This window comes from Bifidobacterium longum subsp. infantis ATCC 15697 = JCM 1222 = DSM 20088 (assembly GCF_000269965.1).
Classification (GTDB): domain Bacteria; phylum Actinomycetota; class Actinomycetes; order Actinomycetales; family Bifidobacteriaceae; genus Bifidobacterium; species Bifidobacterium infantis.
The window spans coordinates 2,377,128-2,400,159 of record NC_017219.1 but is presented as its reverse complement, the minus strand read 5'-3'; the positions used below and the strand labels follow the sequence as shown (position 1 = coordinate 2,400,159).

Annotated in this window: 15 protein-coding genes, 1 tRNA gene and 2 pseudogenes; 10 read left to right on the top strand and 8 right to left on the bottom strand. The window is 56.0% G+C overall.

What is annotated here, in order from left to right; all coding sequences use genetic code 11:
• Positions 1-14 precede the first annotated feature (14 nt).
• Positions 15-704, top strand: coding sequence for a hypothetical protein (locus BLIJ_RS11200; RefSeq protein WP_012578429.1), 690 nt, complete (start codon positions 15-17; stop codon positions 702-704).
• 87 nt (positions 705-791) lie between these two features.
• The gene (locus BLIJ_RS11195) at positions 792-2,393 is read left to right on the top strand and encodes an alpha/beta hydrolase family protein (RefSeq protein ID WP_012578428.1); all 1,602 of its coding nucleotides are present in this window, start codon (positions 792-794) and stop codon (positions 2,391-2,393) included.
• Between the two features lie 149 nt (positions 2,394-2,542).
• On the opposite strand, the gene BLIJ_RS11190 is transcribed toward BLIJ_RS11195, so the two are convergent.
• The 5 genes from BLIJ_RS11190 to BLIJ_RS11170 all read right to left on the bottom strand — a co-directional run bounded on the left by BLIJ_RS11190 (position 2,543) and on the right by BLIJ_RS11170 (position 10,785).
• Complete coding sequence (locus BLIJ_RS11190) at positions 2,543-3,175, bottom strand: DUF4125 family protein (RefSeq protein ID WP_012578427.1); 633 nt, start codon at positions 3,173-3,175, stop codon at positions 2,543-2,545.
• Between the two features lie 70 nt (positions 3,176-3,245).
• Positions 3,246-5,306, bottom strand: a complete 2,061-nt coding sequence (locus BLIJ_RS11185) for a DUF4037 domain-containing protein (protein WP_012578426.1) — start codon at positions 5,304-5,306, stop codon at positions 3,246-3,248.
• A 265-nt stretch (positions 5,307-5,571) separates the two neighbouring features.
• The gene (locus tag BLIJ_RS11180; RefSeq protein WP_014485149.1) at positions 5,572-9,138 is read right to left on the bottom strand and encodes a 5'-nucleotidase C-terminal domain-containing protein; all 3,567 of its coding nucleotides are present in this window, start codon (positions 9,136-9,138) and stop codon (positions 5,572-5,574) included.
• 166 nt (positions 9,139-9,304) lie between these two features.
• On the bottom strand, positions 9,305-10,492 hold the full coding sequence (locus BLIJ_RS11175; RefSeq protein ID WP_012578424.1) for an MFS transporter: 1,188 nt from the start codon (positions 10,490-10,492) through the stop codon (positions 9,305-9,307).
• Between the two features lie 219 nt (positions 10,493-10,711).
• Positions 10,712-10,785: transfer RNA gene (locus tag BLIJ_RS11170), tRNA-Pro, on the bottom strand.
• A gap of 204 nt (positions 10,786-10,989) precedes the next feature.
• Between BLIJ_RS11170 and lysS the strand changes: the two genes are divergently transcribed.
• Positions 10,990-12,669, top strand: a complete 1,680-nt coding sequence (lysS, locus tag BLIJ_RS11165) for a lysine--tRNA ligase (protein ID WP_014485148.1) — start codon at positions 10,990-10,992, stop codon at positions 12,667-12,669.
• A gap of 204 nt (positions 12,670-12,873) precedes the next feature.
• Positions 12,874-13,830 carry a 1,4-dihydroxy-2-naphthoate octaprenyltransferase gene (menA, locus tag BLIJ_RS11160; protein WP_041982110.1) on the top strand — a complete coding sequence of 319 codons (957 nt, stop codon included), beginning with the start codon at positions 12,874-12,876 and terminating at the stop codon, positions 13,828-13,830.
• Positions 13,831-14,385: 555 nt separating this feature from the next.
• Here the strand turns inward: menA and BLIJ_RS11155 are convergent.
• Both BLIJ_RS11155 and BLIJ_RS15405 read right to left on the bottom strand, forming a co-directional pair.
• Positions 14,386-15,585 carry an MFS transporter gene (locus BLIJ_RS11155; protein WP_014485147.1) on the bottom strand — a complete coding sequence of 400 codons (1,200 nt, stop codon included), beginning with the start codon at positions 15,583-15,585 and terminating at the stop codon, positions 14,386-14,388.
• Between the two features lie 1,089 nt (positions 15,586-16,674).
• Positions 16,675-16,830, bottom strand: a pseudogene (locus BLIJ_RS15405) (IS1/IS1595 family N-terminal zinc-binding domain-containing protein); the annotation flags it as partial.
• A 404-nt stretch (positions 16,831-17,234) separates the two neighbouring features.
• On the opposite strand from BLIJ_RS15405, the gene BLIJ_RS11140 reads away from it, so the two are divergent.
• From BLIJ_RS11140 to BLIJ_RS15115, 4 genes and pseudogenes are all read left to right on the top strand, one after another.
• Entirely contained in the window at positions 17,235-18,305 is a 1,071-nt protein-coding gene (locus BLIJ_RS11140; protein ID WP_012578419.1) for a ThiF family adenylyltransferase, read from the top strand.
• Positions 18,306-18,312: 7 nt separating this feature from the next.
• Positions 18,313-19,254 carry an AAA family ATPase gene (locus BLIJ_RS11135; RefSeq protein WP_012578418.1) on the top strand — a complete coding sequence of 314 codons (942 nt, stop codon included), beginning with the start codon at positions 18,313-18,315 and terminating at the stop codon, positions 19,252-19,254.
• A gap of 17 nt (positions 19,255-19,271) precedes the next feature.
• Complete coding sequence (locus tag BLIJ_RS11130) at positions 19,272-20,384, top strand: cytochrome P450 (RefSeq protein ID WP_012578417.1); 1,113 nt, start codon at positions 19,272-19,274, stop codon at positions 20,382-20,384.
• Between the two features lie 282 nt (positions 20,385-20,666).
• Positions 20,667-20,795 (top strand): annotated as a pseudogene (locus tag BLIJ_RS15115) (IS256 family transposase); the annotation flags it as partial.
• Between the two features lie 277 nt (positions 20,796-21,072).
• On the opposite strand, the gene BLIJ_RS11120 reads toward BLIJ_RS15115, so the two are convergent.
• Positions 21,073-21,399, bottom strand: a complete 327-nt coding sequence (locus BLIJ_RS11120) for a helix-turn-helix domain-containing protein (protein WP_012578416.1) — start codon at positions 21,397-21,399, stop codon at positions 21,073-21,075.
• Positions 21,400-21,453: 54 nt separating this feature from the next.
• Here BLIJ_RS11120 and BLIJ_RS13885 point away from each other — a divergent pair, with 54 nt between their 5' ends.
• Both BLIJ_RS13885 and BLIJ_RS11115 read left to right on the top strand, forming a co-directional pair.
• Positions 21,454-21,786 (top strand): hypothetical protein, encoded by a 333-nt coding sequence (locus BLIJ_RS13885; protein ID WP_012578415.1) that lies wholly within the window; start codon positions 21,454-21,456, stop codon positions 21,784-21,786.
• Between the two features lie 153 nt (positions 21,787-21,939).
• Positions 21,940-22,680, top strand: a complete 741-nt coding sequence (locus BLIJ_RS11115; protein ID WP_007052347.1) for a phosphoglyceromutase — start codon at positions 21,940-21,942, stop codon at positions 22,678-22,680.
• The last annotated feature ends 352 nt before the right edge of the window (positions 22,681-23,032 follow it).

Sequence of the window (23,032 nt, the reverse complement as noted above, 5' to 3'; positions counted from 1 at the left end):
CAGGAGATGGAATCATGACTGATGAAACCAAGGAATTCGCCTCCATCGAGGATGCGACACCGACCACGGCCATACCTTCCGAAACCGACGCGACCACCGCGACAACAACCATGGTGACCGTCGATGACCGAACCGATACCACGGTGCTGCCATCCGCAGCTGATGATGACGAAACGGCTGTGCTGCCCGTCACCGACAATCATGCGGATGCGTCGGTCTCGGATGTGGATACGCAGGTGACAACTGCCTCTCCATCGCCCATCGAACCATCCACAGATCGGATTGCCCTGGAAGCAGTTGCCGATGCCGTGGAGGGGGATGGTGGGCCGATTCCATCTGCCGATGATGTACCGATGTACGCAGCATCTTCAGCGCAACCTTCCTATGAGCAGTCTCAGACCGCCGGCAAACCATGCCAGCCTGGGGGGAGCGCCAAGAACGTCCAGAATGCTAAGGATGTCAAGAGTGCCAAGAACATCCAGAAACAGAGCATCAGCGCGCCTACTGTGGTATTCGGACTATTAGGCGTGATTATCGGCGTGATCGCGCTGGTTTTCGGGTACATATCTCCGGATCGGATGATTTCGCTGTTCTCGCCGAATCCGCAATTGCTGACGGCTATTATCTGCGCCGTAGTGGGACTTATTCTGGTGATAGTGGCCGTTGTATGGGCCATAGTCGGTGCCGTCAAGAAGAGAAAATAACGTTACAACCATTGCATTACGGTCCCAGTAGAATCACATTATGACGGGAGCCGACCGTTCTATGCTGATGGGGGAGGCATAGTAACTATGAAGCGGATTTCGGCGCGGCGGGTAGTGAGCGTCATCGCCACCGCGATGGCGATGACGCTGGTATTCGCCACACTTGGCTGGGCGATGATGCCGCAATGGAACACACGGCCCTACACCAAGCACATCGTTATCGCTTCTGCCGACACCACCATCACCCCTGCCCATGCGGACATTCCCCACGAGGGGCGATATCGTACGCGTGAAACCCGACTATCCATCAAGACCGGCGATGGCGTCACGCTACCCGCCGTACTACGTGAACCGGTCGACGCTCCCGGGCCACGCCCGGCTTGTCTGTTCATTCACGGGTCCGGTACCAGCGGTGCCGAGGATTTCGGCGATATCGCCAACGCCATGGCCTCTGCCGGTATCGTGACCTTGGTGCCGGCCAAGCGCAACGACAACTACACCGTGCTGCATCGCGACTACCCGCGTTTTGCTCGCGAATACGGGCGTTCGCTCGACGTGTTGCGTGGCATAAGCGGCGTGGACCCCGCCAAAACCGGCATCTACGCTGAATCCGAAGGCACCTGGATTGCCACGATTCTAACCTCGAAACGGCAAGACATTGCCTTTGCCATACTTACATCCGCACCGGTGTTCAATGGACGTGAGCAAATGGCCATGGCTGTCAGCGCCTATACGCATGAGGCCGGCGCGCCCAAGCCCGTGGTCAAAGACATGGCCAAATTGATGTCGCTGGACTACGCGCCATTCGATCTAGCCTATGCCGACTTTGATGCCGACCGGTATCTGAAATCCCTCACCATGCCGGTGCTGGTGAACTACGGCACCTACGATACGGCCATGCCCATCGAACAGGGGGCGCAGCGGATCATCGCCACGGCCAACAAGTCCGGCAACGAGAACGTCACCGTACGCTATTTTGCCGGCAACCATCAGATGCGGGCTGGTGAGGGCTTATTCACCCCGAACCTGCCATTGGCCGAAGGCTATACGCAAGCGCTGGAAAATTGGGTGAACGGTGTGACCGCCGGAACCAAAGCCGATGGATGGGCAACGCCCCAAGTCGCCGGTGCAACACCTCACCAGCGCTTCGCCGCGCCGCAACGTACCAGATCCGGTATCGTCGGCTCGCTCGGCGTGCTGGCCGGTCTGATGGTGGCAGGGCCCGTGCTGATCGTGATGGCGGCGATATTAGGTATTGGCCTGACTGTGTTTTCTTGGCTACAGACGTTGCTGGCCGGGCGACGTAGTGTGGCGACTGTGCGGGCCATGCATGCGACGCCGAGTGGGCTGGGGGTCGCCCCGCGGCTCATGTTGCACGGCATTGCCGGCTTATCTGCCGGTATCGGCACAGCGGTGATGGTGATTACTGGGCTGTTGTACGGCTATATGAGCGCCGTAGGCGTATCGGCTGTATTGGTTATGCCTCAACCGCGGCTGTTTGCCGTCGGATGGGTGGTGCTGCGAATAGCGACCATGCTGTTGGTGGTGCTGTTTGCTTGGGAAATGGAACGTGTCTGGTATTGCCGCGCCGATATCGTCGGTGTACGGCGCGTCATATGCGTGATGGTAGCGCTCGGCACTCTCACCACACTGATGACACTGGCATTCTGGGGCCTATTCTCGCTGTAATTCTGCCGATGTGCGCCGGTCAATGGGGCCTGGCGGGCAAGCTGCGTTGGTGGTCTGGGTGTGGGGCGATCGGCAGATTGCGTTGGCCTGGGTGTGGCCGGCCGGCGTACATCAGTCGGGGTGTCCGGTACACAGTGAATGGCTGAGTATTACGCTTGGGAGGCTTCGGCCTCCTCCAAGGTGTCGAAACCGCCGAGCTGGACCGTGTGCAACAAGGTTTCCTCAGTGATATTGCGTTGCAGGCTGGCTGCGGCCCGCTCGCCAATCATCGCTTCGTAACGTTCGAAGGTCTGGTCGGAATACGTACCAAGCTCGCCGCGCAGATAGGTTTCGAATGAGGTGGCAGATGGTGTGTCGTCGGTGGTGGTGAGTACGCGCATCGCCTCGCCGAGCTTGGGGTAGCGCTCGCGGAAATCCTTGGCCCAGGCGACCTGCTGGGCGATGACCTGTTCCTGACGGGCCACGCGCTCTTCAGAGAGACGCGGAATATACGGCTCTATGTTCTTCGTGAAATCTTCCGGCGCGGTGGAGGCCATCATGCGGCCGTATTTTTCGGTCACGAGGTTGCGGCCCACGTGGTCGGCCGCGTCAAGATCAGCGGCATAGCTGGTGAGTAATGGCCGTTCCCATGTGAGGAACTGGGCCAACCGCATCTGGTGGAACACCGGCCAGTTACCTTGGCATGCCGCGCGTCCACCCTCATTGTTGGTGCGCTGGAACTGATCCCATTCATGGAGCACAATAGCCTCGCGCAGTTCATCATCAGTCAGTTCGTTGGTCATCGACGTTCCTTTCACTAATCCTCTGATGAGGGAGATGGCACGGCGAAGCCGTGACAGAGGGAGCTTGAATCTACAAACTTTTAAGCACCGGATCATCAGAGGCGATGTGGTCCTCGACATACGGGCGCTGCCATTCGAGGAAGGTCTCGCCGGACGTGGTCAGGTGTTCGCGTTTGAGTTCCTTGACGATATCCGCCGCAATCTGCTCCACGATATCGTTGATTTTCTTGATTGCTGTAGCCGCGCCCTTGCCGCCTTCGCCGAATCCGGCCCCGCCATAGCAGGCTGCCGAACTCAATCGCATCACGGTTTCCAACTGTTCGCCCACGTTCGGCAACAGCGCGAACATCGAGCCAGACAGCTTGCGCAATGCTGCGAACTGCCACTTGTAATACGGCATATAGCCCACCACCATCGGCACGTTAACCAGGAACACCAACGAGGCGGTGGCCTGCACGAACTCGTGGATGGACAGCCATGCGGCCGCGCTGTCGCCGCGTTTCAACGAACGCGGAAGATTATATTGACCGGCCTGGGCGATCATGCCCAATCGCTTGGAAATCAAGGCAAGCCGCACGTCGTCGGGCATATCCTTGAACCCTTGGCGTGTTTTGGAGAACTGCCCAGTGGGGTCTGCGAATACTTCGCCATTGGTGGCTGCGGCCAGAGTCGATTCAGCCAGCATCAGCCACTCGTGCGGCGCGGTTTGCGCGGGCGCAGTGCGATACCCGGTGATCGACTCAAAGAAGTCACCGATGCGGAACACGCCGTCACGGCGGTTGGCACCTTGTGCGCGGGGCGTGGTGGGGGAGAACGGTATATCGATAAATGTCACACGGCCTTGCGCGTCCATCGTGAACCCGCGTGGCAGTGCTTCATAATCGGCCTCGAGCTGCTCGCCGATTGCCTCATAATCATCATCGGTAAGCCATAGACAGAAGCGTGGGCCAAAATCATGGTCTTGAGAATAGGCGTCGTCAAAGCCATAGCATTCCGAACCATGCCCCACCAGTCCGGCGGCAATGCGGCCCACGTATTGCGGATACTGTGCCGTAATCATCGGCTTGCCCACCTGTGTCCAGAACGCGCGTGCCAATTTGAGACCGGACACAGCGATTTCGGCAGTGGCATCGGTGTTGGTATTAGTTTCGGTGCTGGTTGCATCGGCGCTGTTCGCTGCATGCACGTCATCGTTACCGATTTGCGCCTCGGCTTCGCGCAGGTTCGCCTCGGTGACGCGATAGTAATCGGTGTCCTTGCCATAGCATTCGGCGATCACCGCCAAAGCGCTGCGGTAATGAGAGGCCGCCTCGCCATATCGGTGTTCGACATACAGCACTTGCGCACAGCCAGCCAATGCGGAGGCATAATGCGCCGAGTGCGTCAGCTTGCCAGTCTCATAGATGGTCAACGCTTTGGTGGCATGGATGTGCGCTTCCTTGAGCTTGCTCTCCTGCAGCAGTACCAGAGCCAGATTGGTGTTCGACGAGGCCACGTCGATGTCGGCATCAGGATTCACGCTCGCCGCCTCGACGATGTGCAACGCCTGCCTGAGCTCGATTTCCGCCTGTGGCAATCGGTTCGTTTCGCTGTACAACATGGAGAGGTTATTATGCAGCGCAGCCAGGCGTCGGTCGTTGGGAGCGAAGTTCTTATTGGCGCAATCCAACGCTTGATGATACAGATCCTCGGCCTGATCGTACCGCTTGGCCGCGCGCATGGCAGTGGCACAATTGATCAGCGTAGTGGCCCAGCTTTCGGTACCCTCAAGCCCCATGTGCAGGGCCAACTCAAGCGCGCGCTGCACGATCCACTGGTTCTCCTTGTGACGGCCTTGCGAGCGGTAGAACCCCATCGTCTCGTTGAGTACGGTCAGCAGTCCGGCTTCGTCTCCGGCGTTTTCCGCGTCGACCGCCGCTTGTTCAAGATACGGGCCCGCCTTTTCTGCGGCGTTGTGGGCGTCGAAGATGGCGTCGAGGCCGTGGAGGAATTCGTTCACGTCAAAGTCATGCAGTTCGTTGCCGCCCTGAGCCGCCGGGCCGTTTTCAGGCGCATCGAAATCATGTGCGTGTTTCGCCTGCATGCCGAGCAGTGCCTGCTCCAGCCGCGCGTCCATCGCATCATCGGCCATACATAATCTCCTTCGTCGTGAGATACCGATTATTGCTAGGTTCCAGCGTACTGTGAACGATTTGGAGACCGCCGATGTGAGTGTCGTTACAGTGTGCGGCGGCTGCCGGAGCTGGTGTATGTGCTTGTCGTTTTCCCCGTTGCCGTCCTCAGTGGAAATAGGCTCAACAGGCATGGAAAAACCCCGCATGCTATGACGTGCGGGGCTATTCTTCGGTATTCAGTTATCGGTTATTGCCGTACCTGTACAGGCGTCGGACAATCGTTCAGCGTTGCTGGCGACGGCGCAGCACGATGGTCACGCCACCGGCGGCGGCGAGCAGGCTGACTGCGGCTAAGATTCCAGCGATGGAAGCACCGGTTCCCGGCAGATCGGTCTTGTTCGGCTTGGCCGTCGGCTTCTTGTCGGCGTTGGGTTTGCCGTTCTGGTTGTTGTTGCCGCCTTGGTTGTTGTTCCCACCTTGTTCGCCGGAACCGTTGGCGCGCTCCTTTTCGGCGGCGGCGATCTCGGCGTCCGTGTAAAGCAGCTGCGGGTTGACGGTGGAGACGGTGCCGCCGAACGTCTTGGCTTCATCGGCGCTCAGCGTCTTGGCCACGGTGAACTCAGCCGGCTTGGCGCTGCCGAGCTTGGTCACGCCGAAGTCCACGCCGTTGACATACAGGCCGAGGGCGATTGGCTTAGGGCCATTCGCGTAGACCGGCAGGTCGAAGGTCAGGGATGCCTTGGTGCCTTCAACGGAGGAGGACTTGAGCTCGATGCCTGCAGGCGAGTCATCGGCCTTGACATCCTTGTGATCGGCAAGGTAGTCGATCAGACCTTGCACATCCACCGTGCCGGTCAGCTGCGGCTGACCCTGCGCGGTAAAACCGGTGAAGCCGTCGCCGCCGGTCAGCAGGAAGGAGTTGCCGGCGACCGTCACGGTGTCGGTGTCCTTGATCTGCTTGCCGTCAACGAACACGTCGGAGACGGTGGCGACCGGTGCCTTGGTGTTGGCGTCCTCGACCAGCGTGTACACGAAGGTCACGTTCGAGGAGATGCCGAGACGGACCACATTGGACTTGCCGTCCTTGATCTGCCACTGTTGGGCGAGCACGTCCTTCAGCTGCTTGCCGGTGAGGGTGACCACGCTGTTATCGTTGCCGAACGGCAACATGCTGTACGCCTCCTTGACGGTGATCTGCTTGTCGCCGTCAAGATCGAGGTTGTCGGTGCGCAGACCGCCCGGATTGATGAAGCCGATGGAGGCCTTCTCGCCCACGGGCGTCTTCTTGGCGGATTCGAGTGCGGCATCGGCGTTCAGCGTGCCGAGCTGGGTTTCGGCGCTCCAGTTGCCCTTGGCGAAATTCGCTGACTTGTCGATGGTGCCGACGACCTTCTTACCAGCCTCGGCGGAATCCGCCTGAGCCTGCTTGTAGACCTTGGCGGCCGGGCCGTTGTCGTCACCCTCGAATCCCTTGGCCGGAGCGGTGCCGTCCTTGTTGGTCACGTACGTCACGTCATACTGGGAGGCGTTCTGCACGGTGACCTTGGAATCCTTGCCGGAACCCTCGATGTACAGATCCTGGACAGCTGCATCCTGGCCGTACTTGCCGGCCTCGATGATCGGCGCTCCGGACTTGGTGGTGGTGCCGTACTCGTTGCGGTGGCTGTGGCCTGCGTAGACCAGATCGACGTTAGCGTCCAGACCGTCGCCGTCGGAGGCGATGGTGTCGCCATCCTCATGGATCAGGGCCACGACCGCATCGGCCTCGCCGTTGGACTCATCGCCATCGGACAGCTGGTCGGCCACCTTGTTCACAGCCTGAACCGGGTCGGTCACCGTGACGCCTTGCATCACGCTGGGGGAGACTACGTTCTTCAGATCGGAGGTGATGGCACCGACGAAGGCGACCTTTTTGCCGTTGACGGTCTTGATGGTATACGGCTTGAGACGGTCGGAAGTCAGCGAGCCGCCGGTGATGTTGGCGGCGACCCAGTCGATGCCGTACTTCGGTTCGGCGATGCGGTTGTTGAAGTCTGCAGTGCCCTTGTCGAGCTCATGATTGCCCAAGGCGCTCACACTCAGATCCCATGCCTTTGTCATGTTCAGCGTCGGAGTGTCTTGGAAATAGGAGGATTCGAATGGGGAAGCACCCACGAGGTCTCCGCTGGAGACGAACACGCTGTTGCCCGGGTTGTGCTGCACGGCAAGCTTCTGATAAGCGGCTTCGACCCACTGGCCGGTTTCGATGTGTCCGTGGAAGTCGGTGATGTCGAACACGGTCACTTGCTTGGCGTCCTTACCGGGTTGGCTGGGGTTGCCGGAGCCACCGTTGTCGGAATCCGGGTGGTTGCCCTTGTCGGCGTATTCCTCGCCGATCACGGACGGGGTGGCTGCGCCGGGCTCGACCTTGACGACATCGCCGTTCTCGTTCAACGTCACGGTGGAGCTCAGAGCTGCGGCTAGGTTGATGCGCTGCCATCCGTCGGATGAGGAATCCAGCGGGTAGCCGCCGTCAATCGCGGTCTTGGCGAGGATGGCTTCGCGCTGGTCGCGGTGCAACTTCGGGTACGCGATCTTCAACAAGTCGGCAGAGCCTTCAGGCGCGGTGAATGCGGTGCCGGCGGTGGTCTTGCCGAAACCGTAGGTCAGACGGTTCGTGTAGACGCGCAACGCCGAGGCGCGGTCGGTGACGGGCTCCTTGCTCACGGCATCCACAAAGGCGTTCTGGTAACCGTTGGAGGCGTTCGCGCCAAGGTTGTTCACGCATTCGGTCACAGTCGCGTAATCGGTGTCCTGTTTGGTGGCGTGGCCGTCCGCCACGCACTTGGCTGCCAGATAGGACTGCAGCTGGTCGGATGCCGGCTTGACGTACTTGTCGTAGTAAGTGCCCCAGTAGTAGCCGTTTGCCACTTCGCCGTCGATGCGGCCGCCCATGATGTCGAGCGGATAGTGCACGCCGAGCACGATGCGGTTGTTGCCTGCTTCGGAGGTGCGTGTCAGGATCTCTGGAGCAAGTTGTGGCAGCATGCCTGCCAGAGCCACGCCCCAGGAGTATGCGCCGGTGGTGTGGCCGGACGGGAAGGAACCGGAACCGGCCAGCCCGTCGTATTCGGCGGAATGCGCGTTGCCTTGGGCGTCAGTCCAGTCGGGGACGCGCATGATGTTCTCGTTGATGTTCGTGATGTCGTTCTTGCCGCCATTGGTGCGATCCTCGAAAGGACGAGGATGCTGGAAGTGCTTCTTGGCGGTAGAGGTGGAGATTGTATCGTACTTGAAGATGTCCGCGACCTTCTTCAGGCTGCCGTCGGCCAGACCGGCGGAAAAATATTCGCCGAGCACCGGGCCCAGGGAGTCCGGCAAGGTCTCATCGGCGCTCATATCCGCGTCCACCAGAGCGCGCTGCTGCTGTGCGGTAGCGGTCGTGCCGTCTCCGTCTTCGGCGGCGGCGTTGTTGATCTGTTGGATGTAGGCGTCATCGTGATCGAGCACGGTCTTGTTGAGCACCTTGCCGCCAGCGGTTTCGGTGGCCGGCTGCCAGTAGCTGTCATATTCGCCAAGCAGCTGCACAAGATTCGGCTTGGCCGCACGCGTCTGCGGAACGGCTGCATAGCCGGTGACGTCATTCGCGTCGACCGAGGCTTCGTAACGGCCTTCGGTGGTGGCCGCGTACTTGGTTTCACTGAACGCATCCGTGGCGCCGCTGGCGGCGATGCCGCTGATACCGACCGTGGACGCTGCCGGTACGGATTCATCTGCAGAAGCCGTCGTGGTCGCAATCGCAACGCTGGACAGCGTCGCGATTGCGACGAGTGCGGCGATCATCCTCGCCGTGAACCTGATGGGTTTCACTGTATTCCCTTCCTTTATGAGGCATCAGGAAAGACGCTCTTTCATAGTGAGAACTTAGAAAGGCAAGGTGGAATACGTGTGTAATGAAAACGAACCGCAGATGAACTTCAGTAAGAAGAGAGCAACGTCACATTCCGCTGATTATGCGTGAATGTGACGTCCGGTCTCATACTTGGATTTCGCGCATGCGGTGAATGGCGTCGGTATCGGTTTCGCAGCGCCACGAGTAGAAGGCCAGCAGCCCTACGGCAAGCAGAGCCAGTGGCATACCGCCCAGACCGGTATAGCGATAGTTCATCGAGAAGGTGGTGAGCATCGCGCCGCCGACAATCGAGCCGATGGCATTGCCGAAGTTGAAGGCCACCTGCACGGCTGCGCCGGCGATGAGCTCGCCGCCGCCTTGGCCGGCTTCGGTCATCAGCAGCTGTTGCGGAGCGGAGATGAAGAACAGTCCGAAGGCGATCCAGAAGGTCAGCAAAGCGGTAGTGCCCTGGTTTCCCGGCAGTAGTAAAACCATCAGCAAGCCGATGCAGGAAATCGTCTGACCCAGCGCGGCAGTGCCGGCGTGGCGCCATTTATCTGTGATGCGACCGCCGATAAGACCGCCTATCACCATACCGAAGCCGGCAAGCATCATCAATAGCGGTACCAGGTTAGACGACCAGCCACCGGTCTTCTGCAGCCAGGGGGAGACGTAGCTCCACCAGCAGAACACGCCTGCGTTGCCGGTGAATACGGCGGCCAGAATCACCCACGGTCCACGACGAGTAAGGAATTTGAACTGACCGGCGATGCCGGCGTCCTTAATCGGCGCAACGAAGGGGATCCATGCCAGAACTAGCACGATGGTCATTGCCGCCCATGCAGCCAGAATACCGAATGCGAGGCGCCAGGATAGGAACTCAGCCATCAAGGTGCCCGCCGGTACGCCGAGCATATTGGCTACGGTTTGGCCGGTGACCATTACCGATACGGCTTGTGCTTCTTTGCCCTTGTCGGCCAAGGTTTTGGCGATGAGTGTGGCGGTGCCGAAAAATGCGCCGTGCGGCAGGCCGGCAATGAAGCGCGCGACAATCAGCGTGGCGGCATTGACCGAGAACGCGGAGGCCAGATTACCGATAAGCGCAATCACCATAAACAATATGATGAGGTTCTTCGGCGGCACCTTGCGGCCGAACACCAGAATCAGCGTGCCGAAGCACACGCCGATCGCATACGCGGAAATGTAATGGCCTGCGGTGGGGATGTCCACGCCGGTGGCGGCCGCGGCCTGCGGCAGAATGCCCATCATCACGAACTCGGCGGCACCGAGAATGAACGCGCCCGAAGCCAGTGCAAGCAGACTCTTCTTCATGGTTCCTCTAACTACTTCAGTATTACTTACAAAAACAGTGCGGCAATCGATTGATTCGAGCGATATATTACGGTGGTCCGCCAACAAATACGGGGCTTGCCGCGCCGGTTTGTCGCTGTGTGCGGCGGGTTGTTTACCGCTGTTCGATCGCTTGGTTTGATTGTTGGGGCAAGAAACGAAAAACCGGATTGCTGATTCCTCAACAATCCGGTCCAGTTGTCGGGCTGGCGGGATTTGAACCCGCGGCCTCTTCGTCCCGAACGAAGCGCGCTACCAAGCTGCGCTACAGCCCGTTTGGCAACAGACGTAGATATTACATTGTGGTGGTGGACAATGCAAATCGGCATGTCGCGAGTGTTGCGTGATGATGGATTCGCCATGTGTACAGGTCTCTCAAGCCTTGTGCAGAGCCGGTTTTGCGTCATGTGAGCGGGTGTTCAGATGGCCGTGCGGTCTGCCGGGCTCATAATCGCCGGCCTTGCGTACACTGATGAATCATGGCTGAAGTTGTCGAAAATACCGAAAACACTGAGAACGAAACCCCGGCCGTCCCGCAGATGAGCACCGTCGAACGTGCGGAAATGCTGCTCAAGCAGGACGCCACCATCCGCGAGAAGATCAAGTCCGGTGCCACGCTGGACGAAGCCGTGGACCCCTCCAACAAGGAGTTCGGCCCGCTGGCTCACCCCGAGCAGGTGCAGATGCGCGTGGCCAAGCGCGCGATGATGCTTGAGGCCGGCATCGCCCCCTACCCGGTGCACTTGGACGTCACCGACACCATCGAGGCGGTCCGCGCCAAGTATGACGGCAAGCTCGAGGCTGGCGAAGAGACCGAAGACATGGTCGGCATCGCGGGCCGCGTGCTGTTCCTGCGTAACGCGGGCGGCCTGTGCTTCGTGCAGCTTTCCGCCGGTGACGGCACCAAAATCCAGGGCATGATCTCCAAGAAGGAGATTGGCGCCGACTCCCTGAAACAGTTCAAGCAGCTGGTCGACCTTGGCGATCACCTGTACCTGAAGGGCCGCGTCATCGCCTCCAAGACCGGCGAGCTGTCCGTATTCGCCACTGAGTGGGCCATCGCCTCTAAGGCCCTGCAGCCGCTGCCGGCCCTGCACAAGGACCTGAACGAAGACACCCGCACCCGCAAGCCGTACATCGGCATGATCGCGGACGAGAACATCCGCAACATGGTGCGCAACCGTTCCAAGGCCGTGGCCTCCCTGCGCCGCACCTTTGACGACCACGACTTCCTCGAGGTCGAAACCCCGATGCTGCAGACCCTGCACGGTGGCGCGGCCGCCCGCCCGTTCACCACGCACATGAACGCCTTCGACCTTGACCTGTATCTTCGCATCGCCCCGGAACTGTTCCTCAAGCGCTGCCTGGTGGGCGGCATCGACCGCGTGTTCGAGATCAACCGCGATTTCCGCAACGAGGGCGTCGACGCCACCCATGCCCCCGAATTCACCATGGTCGAGGCCTATCAGGCGTATGGCACATACGATTCCATCGGCCAGCTGGTCAAGGAGCTTGTGCAGAAGACCGCCATGGACGTGTTCGGCAGCCACAAGGTGACGTTGCTGGATGGCACCGAATACGACTTCGGCGGTGAATGGAAGACCATCAGCATGTACGACTCCCTGTCCGAAGCGCTGGGCGAGCAGATCGTGCCGAACGGCGGCCCGGACAACCCCGGCACCTCCGTGGAGCATCTGGGCGAGATCGCCGACAAGCTCGGCGTGGAACGCGACGACGTGGAGAACCACGGCAAGCTCGTCGAACACCTATGGGAGCACTTCTACGAGGACAAGCTGTACGAGCCGACCTTCGTGCGCGACTTCCCGGTCGAGACCTCCCCGCTGGTCAAGGGCCACCGTACCAAGCCCGGTGTGGTCGAGAAGTGGGATCTGTACGTGCGTGGCTTCGAACTGGCCACCGGCTATTCCGAGCTCAACGATCCGGTCGTGCAGCGTGAACGCTTCGTGGCCCAGGCCAAGGACGCGCTCGCCGGCGACGAGGAGGCCTGCGACATCGATGAGGACTTCCTGGAGGCCCTCGGCGTGGGCATGCCCCCGGCTGGCGGCATGGGCATGGGCATCGACCGTCTGCTGATCGCCCTGACCGGCGCCACCATCCGCGAAACCATCACCTTCCCGCTGGTCAAGCCGCTGAATTAAGGCAAAGCCTTAATTCAATATCGGCTTCGCGCGTAATTTCATGAAAGGCCGTCTGACTTCCAACGTCAGACGGCCTTTGCGTTTTTAGATGAAAATCCTCGGGGTTTCATGATATTTCTCATGAGTGACGTTCCGGGGCATTCGCCAGTATCATATCTCCTATTCTGGGAATGAATGAAGGTATGCAATGAGCATGATTCTAAAATGGCGTTCATGAGAGTTTCGACTTGGATCCGTGGGGCGCGGCTGAAAACGTTGCCGTTGTCGATTGCGCCGGTGTTGATTGGTGCGTCGATGGCTTGGCGCGATGCGGGCGAGCATCGTGTTGCGGTGGCGGTGTTGTGCGGTTTCGTGGCATTGCTGCTGCAGATTGCGGCTAATTTTGCCAACGATTATTCAGATGGTATTCGCGGTACGGATGCAGGGCGCTCGGTTCCGGTGAAAGACGCAGGCGATTCTGCGATCTCCGGCAAAACAATGCCGTCACGCGGTCCCGCCCGTCTCGTGGCTTCCGGTGTGAATCCTAGGAAAGTGCTGGCCGCGGCCGGAATCAACGCACTGATCGCCTGCCTGTGCGGTCTGGCCGTCATCGCGCTAACCGGATACTGGTGGTTCATTCTGGTCGGCATCGCATGTCTGGCGGCCGGCTGGTTCTATGTTGGTGGGAAACACCCCTACGGCTACCACTATTTGGGTGAGGTTTTCGTATTCATTTTCTTTGGATTGGTTGCCACTTGTGGCACCATGTTCGCGTTGTCTGGCAAGATTTCGGCGAGTGGACTGCTTGGCGGTTCAGCTGCGGGATTGGTCGCGGTTGCTGTGCTGTGCGTCAACAATCTGCGCGACATCGAATCTGACCGCAATCACGGAAAACATACGTGGATGACTGCAATGGGGCTGCGAAACGGCACTATCGTCACTATCGTAATCCTGATTATTCCGACATTGCTTGCATTGCACCATCTGTTGCAATCGTCGATATATGCAACCAGTAGCATTCCGCTAATCGTGATAATCGCAGTTATTGCCATGCTGTGCGCGGCGCAAATTGCCGCATCATGCGCAATCGTAAGAAAAACCTACCGCAAAGCACTGCCGCTCTGTACACTTGCCTCGCTGGCGCTCGCCCTGGTCTACGTGACTTCGTCGATATTGGTTTAGGCGGTGAGATGCCGGGGCAGTGGATGGCGGGTCGGAAAACAACGATTCCAGCCCGCCGCCACTATTTGTTGTCATGCAGGAAGGCCAAGGTCTCCGAAGCGAGGAACGATATGATACACGTAAGACCGAGTCGCAGAGCGACGCGTCAGGCAAACGAAAGAAATCATAAATATAGCTGGTACATCTATCAAGGGATGACAGTCAACTTCATAAATGCTCGCAGCCAGTGTTGCCAAAGTCTGTAAATGGCATGTCAGACGTACAAATTCCGGCTGGTTTTATCCAGCTAAGATCCGCGTAAAACGTGCCCTGGGGATTCAACAAACAGTCGTCAGACATCAGGTGTTGGGCTTATCTCTGCTTGTTTGTACATTCACGTTGTCCTATCGTGCCACGGACGCACTGACAGATTTATAAACCAAGTACTTGATGGTTATCGTTACACGGCAAGTGGATAGAGATTAAGGGATTATAAGGCAAATAACTATACGGTTTTGTTGCCGCACTATAATTGCGGCAACAAAACCGTATAGTTAAAACGTTCGCAGCCCCGTATTATTCCTTCTTTTTCTTTGAGAAACTGAGCATGAAGAGCAGGCCGAGGAGGATGGAGAGGAACGTCGCGATCTCGAAGGAGCCCACTATCAGGGTGGTGAGTTTTATCTGTTTCAGGAGCAGGCCGTTGAGTCCCAGCACCAGGAAGCCGATGATCCTGCAGGTCGTCGAGTTGAGGGTGATCAGGGTGCTGATTCTTTCCTCGGAGACCCGTATCGAGAACAGCACGTCGCACATGTATTGCAGGAACATGAAGATGAACACGGAGATGCAGTATGCGCCGATCGACACGATCCGTGATTCCGACGTGATTAGCAGGGGCATGATCAGGGCGACCGGGATGCCAAGATAGAGGAGGCGCCTCAGACGGCCGTCTATGTGAATCGCGTACGCGGCTATCCCTATGACCTGGAAGACCAGGTAGAACACGAACAGGTACTTGTCTTTCACTCCCATCAGGAGCAGGTAGGCCTGCCAGAGGTTGAAGTGGGTCTGGAAGAAGATCTGGCTCACGGCCGCCATGCCGATGAGGAACGTGAGCCGCCTGTCCTTCCTGAGTTCGGACAGTCCGTCCCTCACTTGGGACATGATCGTCGGCTTCTTCTCCCGGGCGTCGTGCTCGTCCTTGGGGAAGGCGAGCATGATCGGCAGGGCCGCCGCGCATGCAAGCGCCATCGCGACGGCGTAGATGTTGTAGCCGATCGTGAAATACAGTGCGGACCCGAGCATCGCGCCGATGATCATGGAGACCATGGATATCTGGTTGGAGATGCGTTTGAATGTCTTGATCTCCTCGTCCGGGTCAGGGGAGAGCCGCTTGTAGAGGTTGATCAGCGAGGCGTCGACCGTGCCCGACGCCAGGGCCTCGCCGATGCCGTAGAGCGCCCAGGCCACGCACATCATAGCGAAGCCGGTTCCGAAGATGATGACGGAGCATGCGGCTACCCACGCCAGGATGGATGTCAGGTACACGATCTTCCGGCTGTAGAGGTCGGAGATCACGCCGCTGGGGAACTCGAAGAGGAACACCGCTATGGTGAAGGCCGTCTGGACGAACATGATCTCGGTGAGGTCCAGACCCTTGTGCAGGAGCAGCACGGTCAGGACGGCGTGGGGGAACGACTTGGACGCTATGAGGAACGCGGTGCTTACGTAGTAGGCGATACCGGCCCTGCGGGTCAACGTATCCTGCTTAATCATAAATCCTCCCCTGCCTGATTGCATGAGGCCCTAGTATCTTACCTGTAGAGGACAACGCCAAGCACGAGCATTTATACATGCATCATGCCCGATGAATCTCTTTATAATCTTTCTGTACAGCTGTGTGCACCCGAAAAGAGTTCCGAGCGGACGTACTTAATCTAAAGGACTGTCGGCTTAGAGGATTCTGACACCTAGAGAAACAGCACATAGGCTTAACGTAGACATTTTCCGGAGTCTTTTGGATTGAGAAACACGACTGGTTCAGATATTACCGGATAAACACTTGGACGGAATCATATGGGGTTAAGTAAAGAAAAGTGTGTCTATTCCCGCGTGTCATGGTCAGGTTGATCGCCCGGCCCATCCCTTTCTGATCCCGAACCCGCTCTCGTAGGCGTCGACGCCGTCGGTCGGTTCCTGCACGGCCGTCATGGTGCCGGGCATGGGCCCGTCATTCCCGGCCGGCTTCCCCTTCCTCATCCTCCAGTGTTCAGGCGTGACGAGCGCCATGGGGTCGGGCTGCTCCGTGAGCATGTAGATCGCCCATTCGCGGCAGCGTCTCATATGCTCCTCCGACAATCCCCGGTGGTGGTCGAGCGCGCGCTTGACCACGGCGTTGACGCCGCCCTCCAGCTGGTTGGTCGCCGACGGCAGTGGGCCGCCGCCCTTGAGGACGGCCGGATCGCAGAACGCGAACAGCACGCCGGCCCGGTTCAGCCTGACCAATCGGAAGTAGGCGCGGCGCAGGCGTTCGTGCGTCCACCACCACTTGCGTCCCCTCGCGTGCATGGGATCCTGTTTGGCGACAGTGCGCTCCTTGAGGTGATCGTCGTGCCTGCCGTGCCAGTCGTTGAGCTCCTTGAGCCATGCGGCGGCCTCGTCGGCCGTCGTCACCCTGACGAGCCTGCGGGCGAGTCCGAGCAGCTCCCTGCCGGCCTCGCCCCTGGGCCTGTTCGTCAGGTCGACGCGGGTGTTGCGCAACACATGCACCAGGCAGCGCTGCACGGGCACGTCCATCCACCGCCGTTCGGCGGCCTCGCCCATGGACTCCTTGCCCGTCACCCACGCGAGGAACGCGCGGAACTCCGCCATGCGTCTCGAATCATCCCGCCTCGCCGTGGAGCTCGACCGACAGCCGTCGCACCGCCACCGTTGCGAGCCGGCGCCCGTGAAACCGTTCCTGCGCATCGCGCGCCCGCACAACGGGCACCTCCTCGCCCTCGAGGACTTGTTCTTGCTCATGGAACAAGTCAACACGAAAAGTCAAGCACCCGGACGAATTAACGACGGAAACGTTAATCACACCCCGACACGCAAGACGGGAGTAAGCCCCACCCTGGATTTAAGACACACTTTTCTTTACTTAACCCAGAATATGAGCCATATATAAAAAAATTGAATAAGTAAAACTCACGTGGCGCTTTTGCTATAGAGCTAATATCGTGTCGTCTCGCAGAGTGCGGGGCAGAAATATCAGTTGGAGGAATTATGGAAAAGACCATTATCTCGGCTAAAAACGTCGCTGTAGAAAAGACGAGCGAAGAAGACGATACTGCTGTTCGCGCTGCCGTCATTTTTGCCTAGCCGGATCAGAGAGCGCGTACAAGCAAAGTACGCGCTCTTTTCAAATTGAAAGGTAGAATAACATGGGGAAACAATATATTCTTAATGAAGTGGCATATGCCCACCTGACGCCTAGTAAACGTCTTCATATTGCCCTGCCACATGAGGAAAACGTCATGTTCGAAGAGAAGGACAGTGACGTTATCCTAACGATTTTGAATATTTTTAAAAATCCCGCCACTGTTGATGATGTGTCCACTGCTCTTCTTGATACTCCTTATGAAGTAGACGATATTGCATCTTTGGTGCAACGTTTATTCGAGAATAATGTCATAAAAGAATACAAGGATATCACCGCCTTAGATACCACTCTCACACCCAAGCAACTTGCAAAATATGATCGTCAACTACGAAACTACGCAGTTCTTCCCAACTTTACGATAAATGATGCAATCAAACAGCAGGAGAGACTTGATGCCGCATCGATTTTAATCTTAGGTGCTGGTGGTATAGGGTCGTATCTGGCAATTGGCTTGGCGCAGATTGGGGTAGGCACCCTACATCTTATTGATTTTGATGAGATTGAATTGTCCAACACTAGTCGACAAGTTCTTTATCGCGAAAAAGATGTGGGAAAATCCAAGATTGAAGTGGCCGTCAAAAACTTGACAGAGGTCGCTCCGGATGCAACGGTCGTCGGCCATAATTTAGAAGTCACTAGTGTCAATTCCTTAACGGAAGAACTAAAAAGTGACCAGTTTGACCTGATAGCGGTTTGCGCAGACAAGCCTCTCGGAAAGCTTGTATATATTGTTGATGAATTCAGTAAACTATCAGGCACCCCTGTCCTATATGGAGGGCCATACGCCGATAGCAAAATATTTTTAGGACCCTTGATTATTCCCGGTAAAACCAAATCATATTCAGAACTTGTACCGTCCTCTTACGTAGATACCTCCAATCCTAAAGTGGCAAGCATCAACGAGTATCGTGAGACCGCGATTGTAGATACGGATAACGCTCTTGCGGCCAAGATGATGGAAGTAGAAATCATTAAGTATATAGGCAAGCTAATGGATCCATCAGTAGTAGAGAGACAAATCGTCCTCGACACTTGGAACTGGTCATTCCATGATGGACAGTTCAGTAAGTAAATATATTATGAGTCAAACTTTCCTACAAATCCTAACGGATATGAACGACGGCATATCTGACCCGCAGTTGAAAGGTAAGATACCGGTCAAGCTGCTTCATGATTCGCCGTATCTGGATCACAAACTTGATTTGTATCTTCAATCGAATCCTAATGCACGGCCGCGAGATATCCTTGTCTATCTACAGTCAATCGAATCCGATGCGCGTGCTCTTCTCAAGTCAATTAGAATTCCACAAGATCTGACTAGTTCAAATTCTATGGAAACTATTATCGGTAGAGAAAAAGAGCTTCAACTACTGGATATATATTTAAACAGAAGATACAAGAATAACGTTATTCTAATCGGAGAACCTGGCGTTGGCAAAACATCGCTTATTCTATACTACTTCAAATCGCATCATCTTCCTCTGATATCTGTATCGGCTGCCGAAATGCTCTCTGGAACAAAATACAGAGGAGAATTTGAAAAACGCATGCAACATGTACTTGAGACGGCGCAGAAAGAGGGTTCCACGATATTTTTTGATGAAATTCACACCCTTATTCATGCCGGTGCTTCAGAAGGAGGTATTTCCGCCGCAAACCTACTGAAACCTATTATAACGAGAGGTGATATCAAGGTCGTAGGTGCGACTACACCTGAAGAGGCTACGACCTTGTATGCTGATGGTGCTTTCGAAAGAAGATTTAGTTTTTTAAAATTGAAAGAACCGGATATGCAGACACTTCGATTGATAGCCCTGAATTTCGTAAAAGAATCAGGGGAAAATCAATGTTTTCCTTCCTTGCTGTTTGAAGAAATAGTTGCTTTCCTGGACGAGAAATTCCCCAATCGGCATTATCCCGACAAGTTAATAGATTTTATCGATTTCTACTTGGCAGCAAACAAGCAAGCTAATTTCACACTGCACGAGGCAACAGTACTTTTTGCGGAATCGCAAATCTAAGAAAGGACTAGATAAAAGTGATAATTGGAAAACGTCTCGGTGAAGATCGGTTCAAATTTTACAAAACCGTCCTTGCCGGAAATACAGATCAGCTGCTATTCGACGAGGAATTTAATGCATGGTTTGTGTTCAATGTGCGTAACCTTCATACTTTGATAAGAGATGAGCGGCTCAAAGCCAACACTAAAACTGTCATAGATAAACTCCCTCTGAAGATAGAAACTATACGGACATTAAAGAATTTTTATTCCAACTGGGTTATGTTCACCGACGGAGAGTCTCATAAACAGCTTCGTCGCCTAGTGGGAACAATCATTAATACTCGTTATCACGCCATAAATTACACATGGCCGCAAATCAATAAAAATTGTGACTTCACTACAGAGTATGCAAGGCCTTATGTGTACGGTATCCTTGCTCAACTGGTGGGTGTCTCTGTAGAAGACATTTCAAGAATGGTCTCGGCATCGGAAACCATTAACTCGTTCTTACTGCGCGAACGGCTTACGCTAGACGATATCGAACAAGTCGCGCATTCAATCGAATACGCGTATCAGGTTGTCAAAGAAATCGAAGATAAGCATGTAGGGGAGCCGCTGTACATAGGCAACGAATTGCTTGACTTGCCTCAGGAGACACGATATCCCCTCATCATTAATCTAGTAACCGATGGTTTTGCCCCATTCGTAGCTGCGCTTGATTTCCTGGCGTTCAATCTGTTGACTCACCCATATTTAGAGGAAGAGCTCAATGCAAAAGCAGGGCAAATATCCCTTGAAAGTCTTCGGTTGTTCCCTCCATTCACGACAATAAGCAGGACATGCGTGCATGAAATACCTTTTAAGGAAAAAATTATTAGACCAAGGCAGTTGGTAATTTTTGATTTATACAGCATTAATCGCGACCCGGAAGTTTTTCCCGATCCGGAAAAATTTAACCTTGAGAACACTGCAAGAGCATACTCCTTTGGGGCTGCGCAGCATCTATGCTCCGGAAACCCGCTGGTGAGAAAAGCCCTGGAACAAGTAACGCGCCAAAGCGAATCACTATATAAATACAAGATACAGTCTTATTGCTTCAAAAATTCATACGGTTTTACCGACATGAATTTGTCTATTGAATTAAAATAATTGTTCTAGACTATCGATGGATAACGGGGAAGCTCATGCAGATGGCCAATGTGTAGGAATATTCCGATGCAAAAGAAATGGGCTATTAAGCATCATCTGTCATCTAAATATTGGATATGGCTGCGGATTACAAGCTCTACGATTGTGAGGAAACGGACGAAGTCGGACCATTTGATGTTCAGAGGCACTGGGAGGCGGCTTTCTGTTTCAGGGGCGATCGACGTAGCGGCCCCGCGTTTCCCGGCTGTTACTTGCCCGAGCGCCGGCGCAGAATACGCTTTCAACAACATGATTGAAAGGTTGAACCGGAAGATTGGTCTTAAGGTCGCCAGCAGCCTCCCCGACAGGCGAGGTGCCAGGATGCTCATCTCCGCGAGGATTAGAATAAAGTATGTAACCGCGAACGAGTAGTCTACGCAACGCCACCTCGACATATCCAGAATCAATGCCATAGGAAGTAAGCTGAATGTCATGACAGAATCCGGCCCGGATTAAAGTGCGTAGGCCATCGGGCATTATACAGTTCATGAACAGCGCGTCTGTTGCTCACGAACGCGATAGTCCGTAGACTGAATTAATGCGAACCTCTCCGGCTATAACTATAGGCCACGGAGGGATACGCTTCAAAAGCGTCTCATAGCACTGACCGATTATAATTCTTTTCATTCACGGCATGGAACCAATCAGCTTATTGTTTGAGGTTTCGGTAGAGTGTGGTTTTGGAGATGGCGAACAGTTCGCATAGCTGCCGTATGGTAAGGTCGCCCTTCCTGTGGAGCCGTCGGAGTTCTTTACGCTGTTTGTCGTCGAGCGCGGCTGGCCGGCCTCCCTGATGGTCCCGGCTCCTGGCGGCCTGGAGTCCGGCCTTGGTGCGTTTGCTGATCAGGTCGCGTTCGAACTGGGCGAAGCTGCCGAACAGATTGAACACAAGCCGTTCGTTGGCGCTCCTGGTGTCGAAGTGCCGTAACGGTCGTTTTGCCGCCCCGCCCTTGATGCTGATGGGCGAGACGATCACGCACCCTCCGAAGTGTATTTCTAAATAAATAGAGCATTTGGCGGAACGTCGAAAGTGGCAGCTGGAACAGCTTGTGTTCTAGCTGCCGTGAGAGCCCGGATATCGGGGCTGATTACTGAGATCTACACCAATATCAGTAGATATGCGGATAAAGGCGTTCCGTATTTTCTGACTATCGAAGAAAAAAATGATGAGGTAATCATCACACAGGCCAATGGCATTGCAAATCTGACGGTCGATAATTCCGAAGATCGTGGTTCAAGGGGACCCGGGAATGGTCTGCGGATGCATGCCCAATGGATTGACAGTATCGGAGGTGTGCCCAACACCAGCAAAGAGTATGGCGAATGGATTCTTTATGCGAGTATTCCGGTAAGTCGGGAATGATGAATGGGATACCGTTATGTTTGCCCTGATGGTGATGTTTCCGTAGCTGAACGCAGATGGTTGTGCAACGGAATGTGAGATGTTGCATAAACATAACTCGAATAATCGAGAAAACACTCGTCTTTGGGTGTGCGAGGCGGTAGACTGGCAACCATGACCTACAAACTAGTACTGCTCCGTCATGGACAGAGCGCATGGAATAAAACCAACCAGTTCACCGGCTGGGTCGACGTACCGCTGACCGAGCAGGGTGAAGCCGAAGCCAAGCGTGGCGGCGAGCTGCTCAAGGAGAAGAACGTCCTTCCGGACATTGTGTTCACCTCCCTGCTGCGTCGCGCCATCAATACCGCCAACATCGCTCTGGATGCCGCAGATCGTCTGTGGATCCCGGTTCAGCGTGACTGGCGTCTCAACGAGCGTCACTACGGCGCTCTGCAGGGCAAGAACAAGACCGAGATCCGCGAAGAGTACGGCGATGAGAAGTTCATGCTGTGGCGCCGTTCTTACGCCACCCCGCCGCCCGAGATCGACCCGAACGACCAGTACGCCCAGAACAACGACCCGCGCTATGCCGGCGATCCGGTTCCGGAAGCCGAGTGCCTGGCCAACGTTGTTGAGCGTGTGAAGCCGTACTTCGAGTCCGCTATCGAGCCGGAGCTCAAGGCCGGAAAGACCGTGCTGATTGCTGCCCACGGCAACTCCCTCCGCGCCATCGTCAAGATGCTGGACAACCTGTCTGAGGAAGAGATCGCCAAGGTCAACATCCCGACCGCCATCCCGCTGCTTTATGAGCTGGACGAGAACTTCAAGCCGATCAAGCCGCGTGGCGAGTACCTGGACCCGGAGGCTGCTGCTGCCGGTGCCGCTGCTGTCGCCGCTCAGGGCCAGAAGTGAGCCTAAGCCGCTAACACGGTACAAGCTGTAAGGGGAGTCGCACATAACGTGCGGCTCCCCTTTGCTATGCCTGCCAAATCCCCATGGGGCGGTGATCACCCCATGGGGCGGTAAAACCCTCATGGGGCGGTATGCCAGAATGGCTTAATTCCGCGGTTTCACATATCCTTCAAACCGCCCCATGGGCAAGTTACCGCCCTATGGGTGTTTTGCCGCCCCATGGATACGCCGGTGTACCGCCCAAAAGCAACAAAAAACGGCGTCCAGCCGTAGCCGGATCGCCGCTTTCGGGCATCCTCCTCAAACCATAGGAGGACAAGTGTTCAGTTATTCGCCCAATGTGAGGACAGGC

Excerpts from the sequence above, each read along its gene's own strand:
- BLIJ_RS11200 (WP_012578429.1), top strand. The coding sequence starts at position 15 with ATGACTGATGAAACCAAGGAATTCGCCTCCATCGAGGATGCGACACCG.
- BLIJ_RS11195 (WP_012578428.1), top strand. The coding sequence starts at position 792 with ATGAAGCGGATTTCGGCGCGGCGGGTAGTGAGCGTCATCGCCACCGCG.
- BLIJ_RS11190 (WP_012578427.1), bottom strand. The coding sequence starts at position 3,175 with ATGACCAACGAACTGACTGATGATGAACTGCGCGAGGCTATTGTGCTC.
- BLIJ_RS11185 (WP_012578426.1), bottom strand. The coding sequence starts at position 5,306 with ATGGCCGATGATGCGATGGACGCGCGGCTGGAGCAGGCACTGCTCGGC.
- BLIJ_RS11175 (WP_012578424.1), bottom strand. The coding sequence starts at position 10,492 with ATGAAGAAGAGTCTGCTTGCACTGGCTTCGGGCGCGTTCATTCTCGGT.
- lysS (WP_014485148.1), top strand. The coding sequence starts at position 10,990 with ATGGCTGAAGTTGTCGAAAATACCGAAAACACTGAGAACGAAACCCCG.
- menA (WP_041982110.1), top strand. The coding sequence starts at position 12,874 with ATGGCGTTCATGAGAGTTTCGACTTGGATCCGTGGGGCGCGGCTGAAA.
- BLIJ_RS11155 (WP_014485147.1), bottom strand. The coding sequence starts at position 15,585 with ATGATTAAGCAGGATACGTTGACCCGCAGGGCCGGTATCGCCTACTAC.
- BLIJ_RS11140 (WP_012578419.1), top strand. The coding sequence starts at position 17,235 with ATGGGGAAACAATATATTCTTAATGAAGTGGCATATGCCCACCTGACG.
- BLIJ_RS11135 (WP_012578418.1), top strand. The coding sequence starts at position 18,313 with ATGAGTCAAACTTTCCTACAAATCCTAACGGATATGAACGACGGCATA.
- BLIJ_RS11115 (WP_007052347.1), top strand. The coding sequence starts at position 21,940 with ATGACCTACAAACTAGTACTGCTCCGTCATGGACAGAGCGCATGGAAT.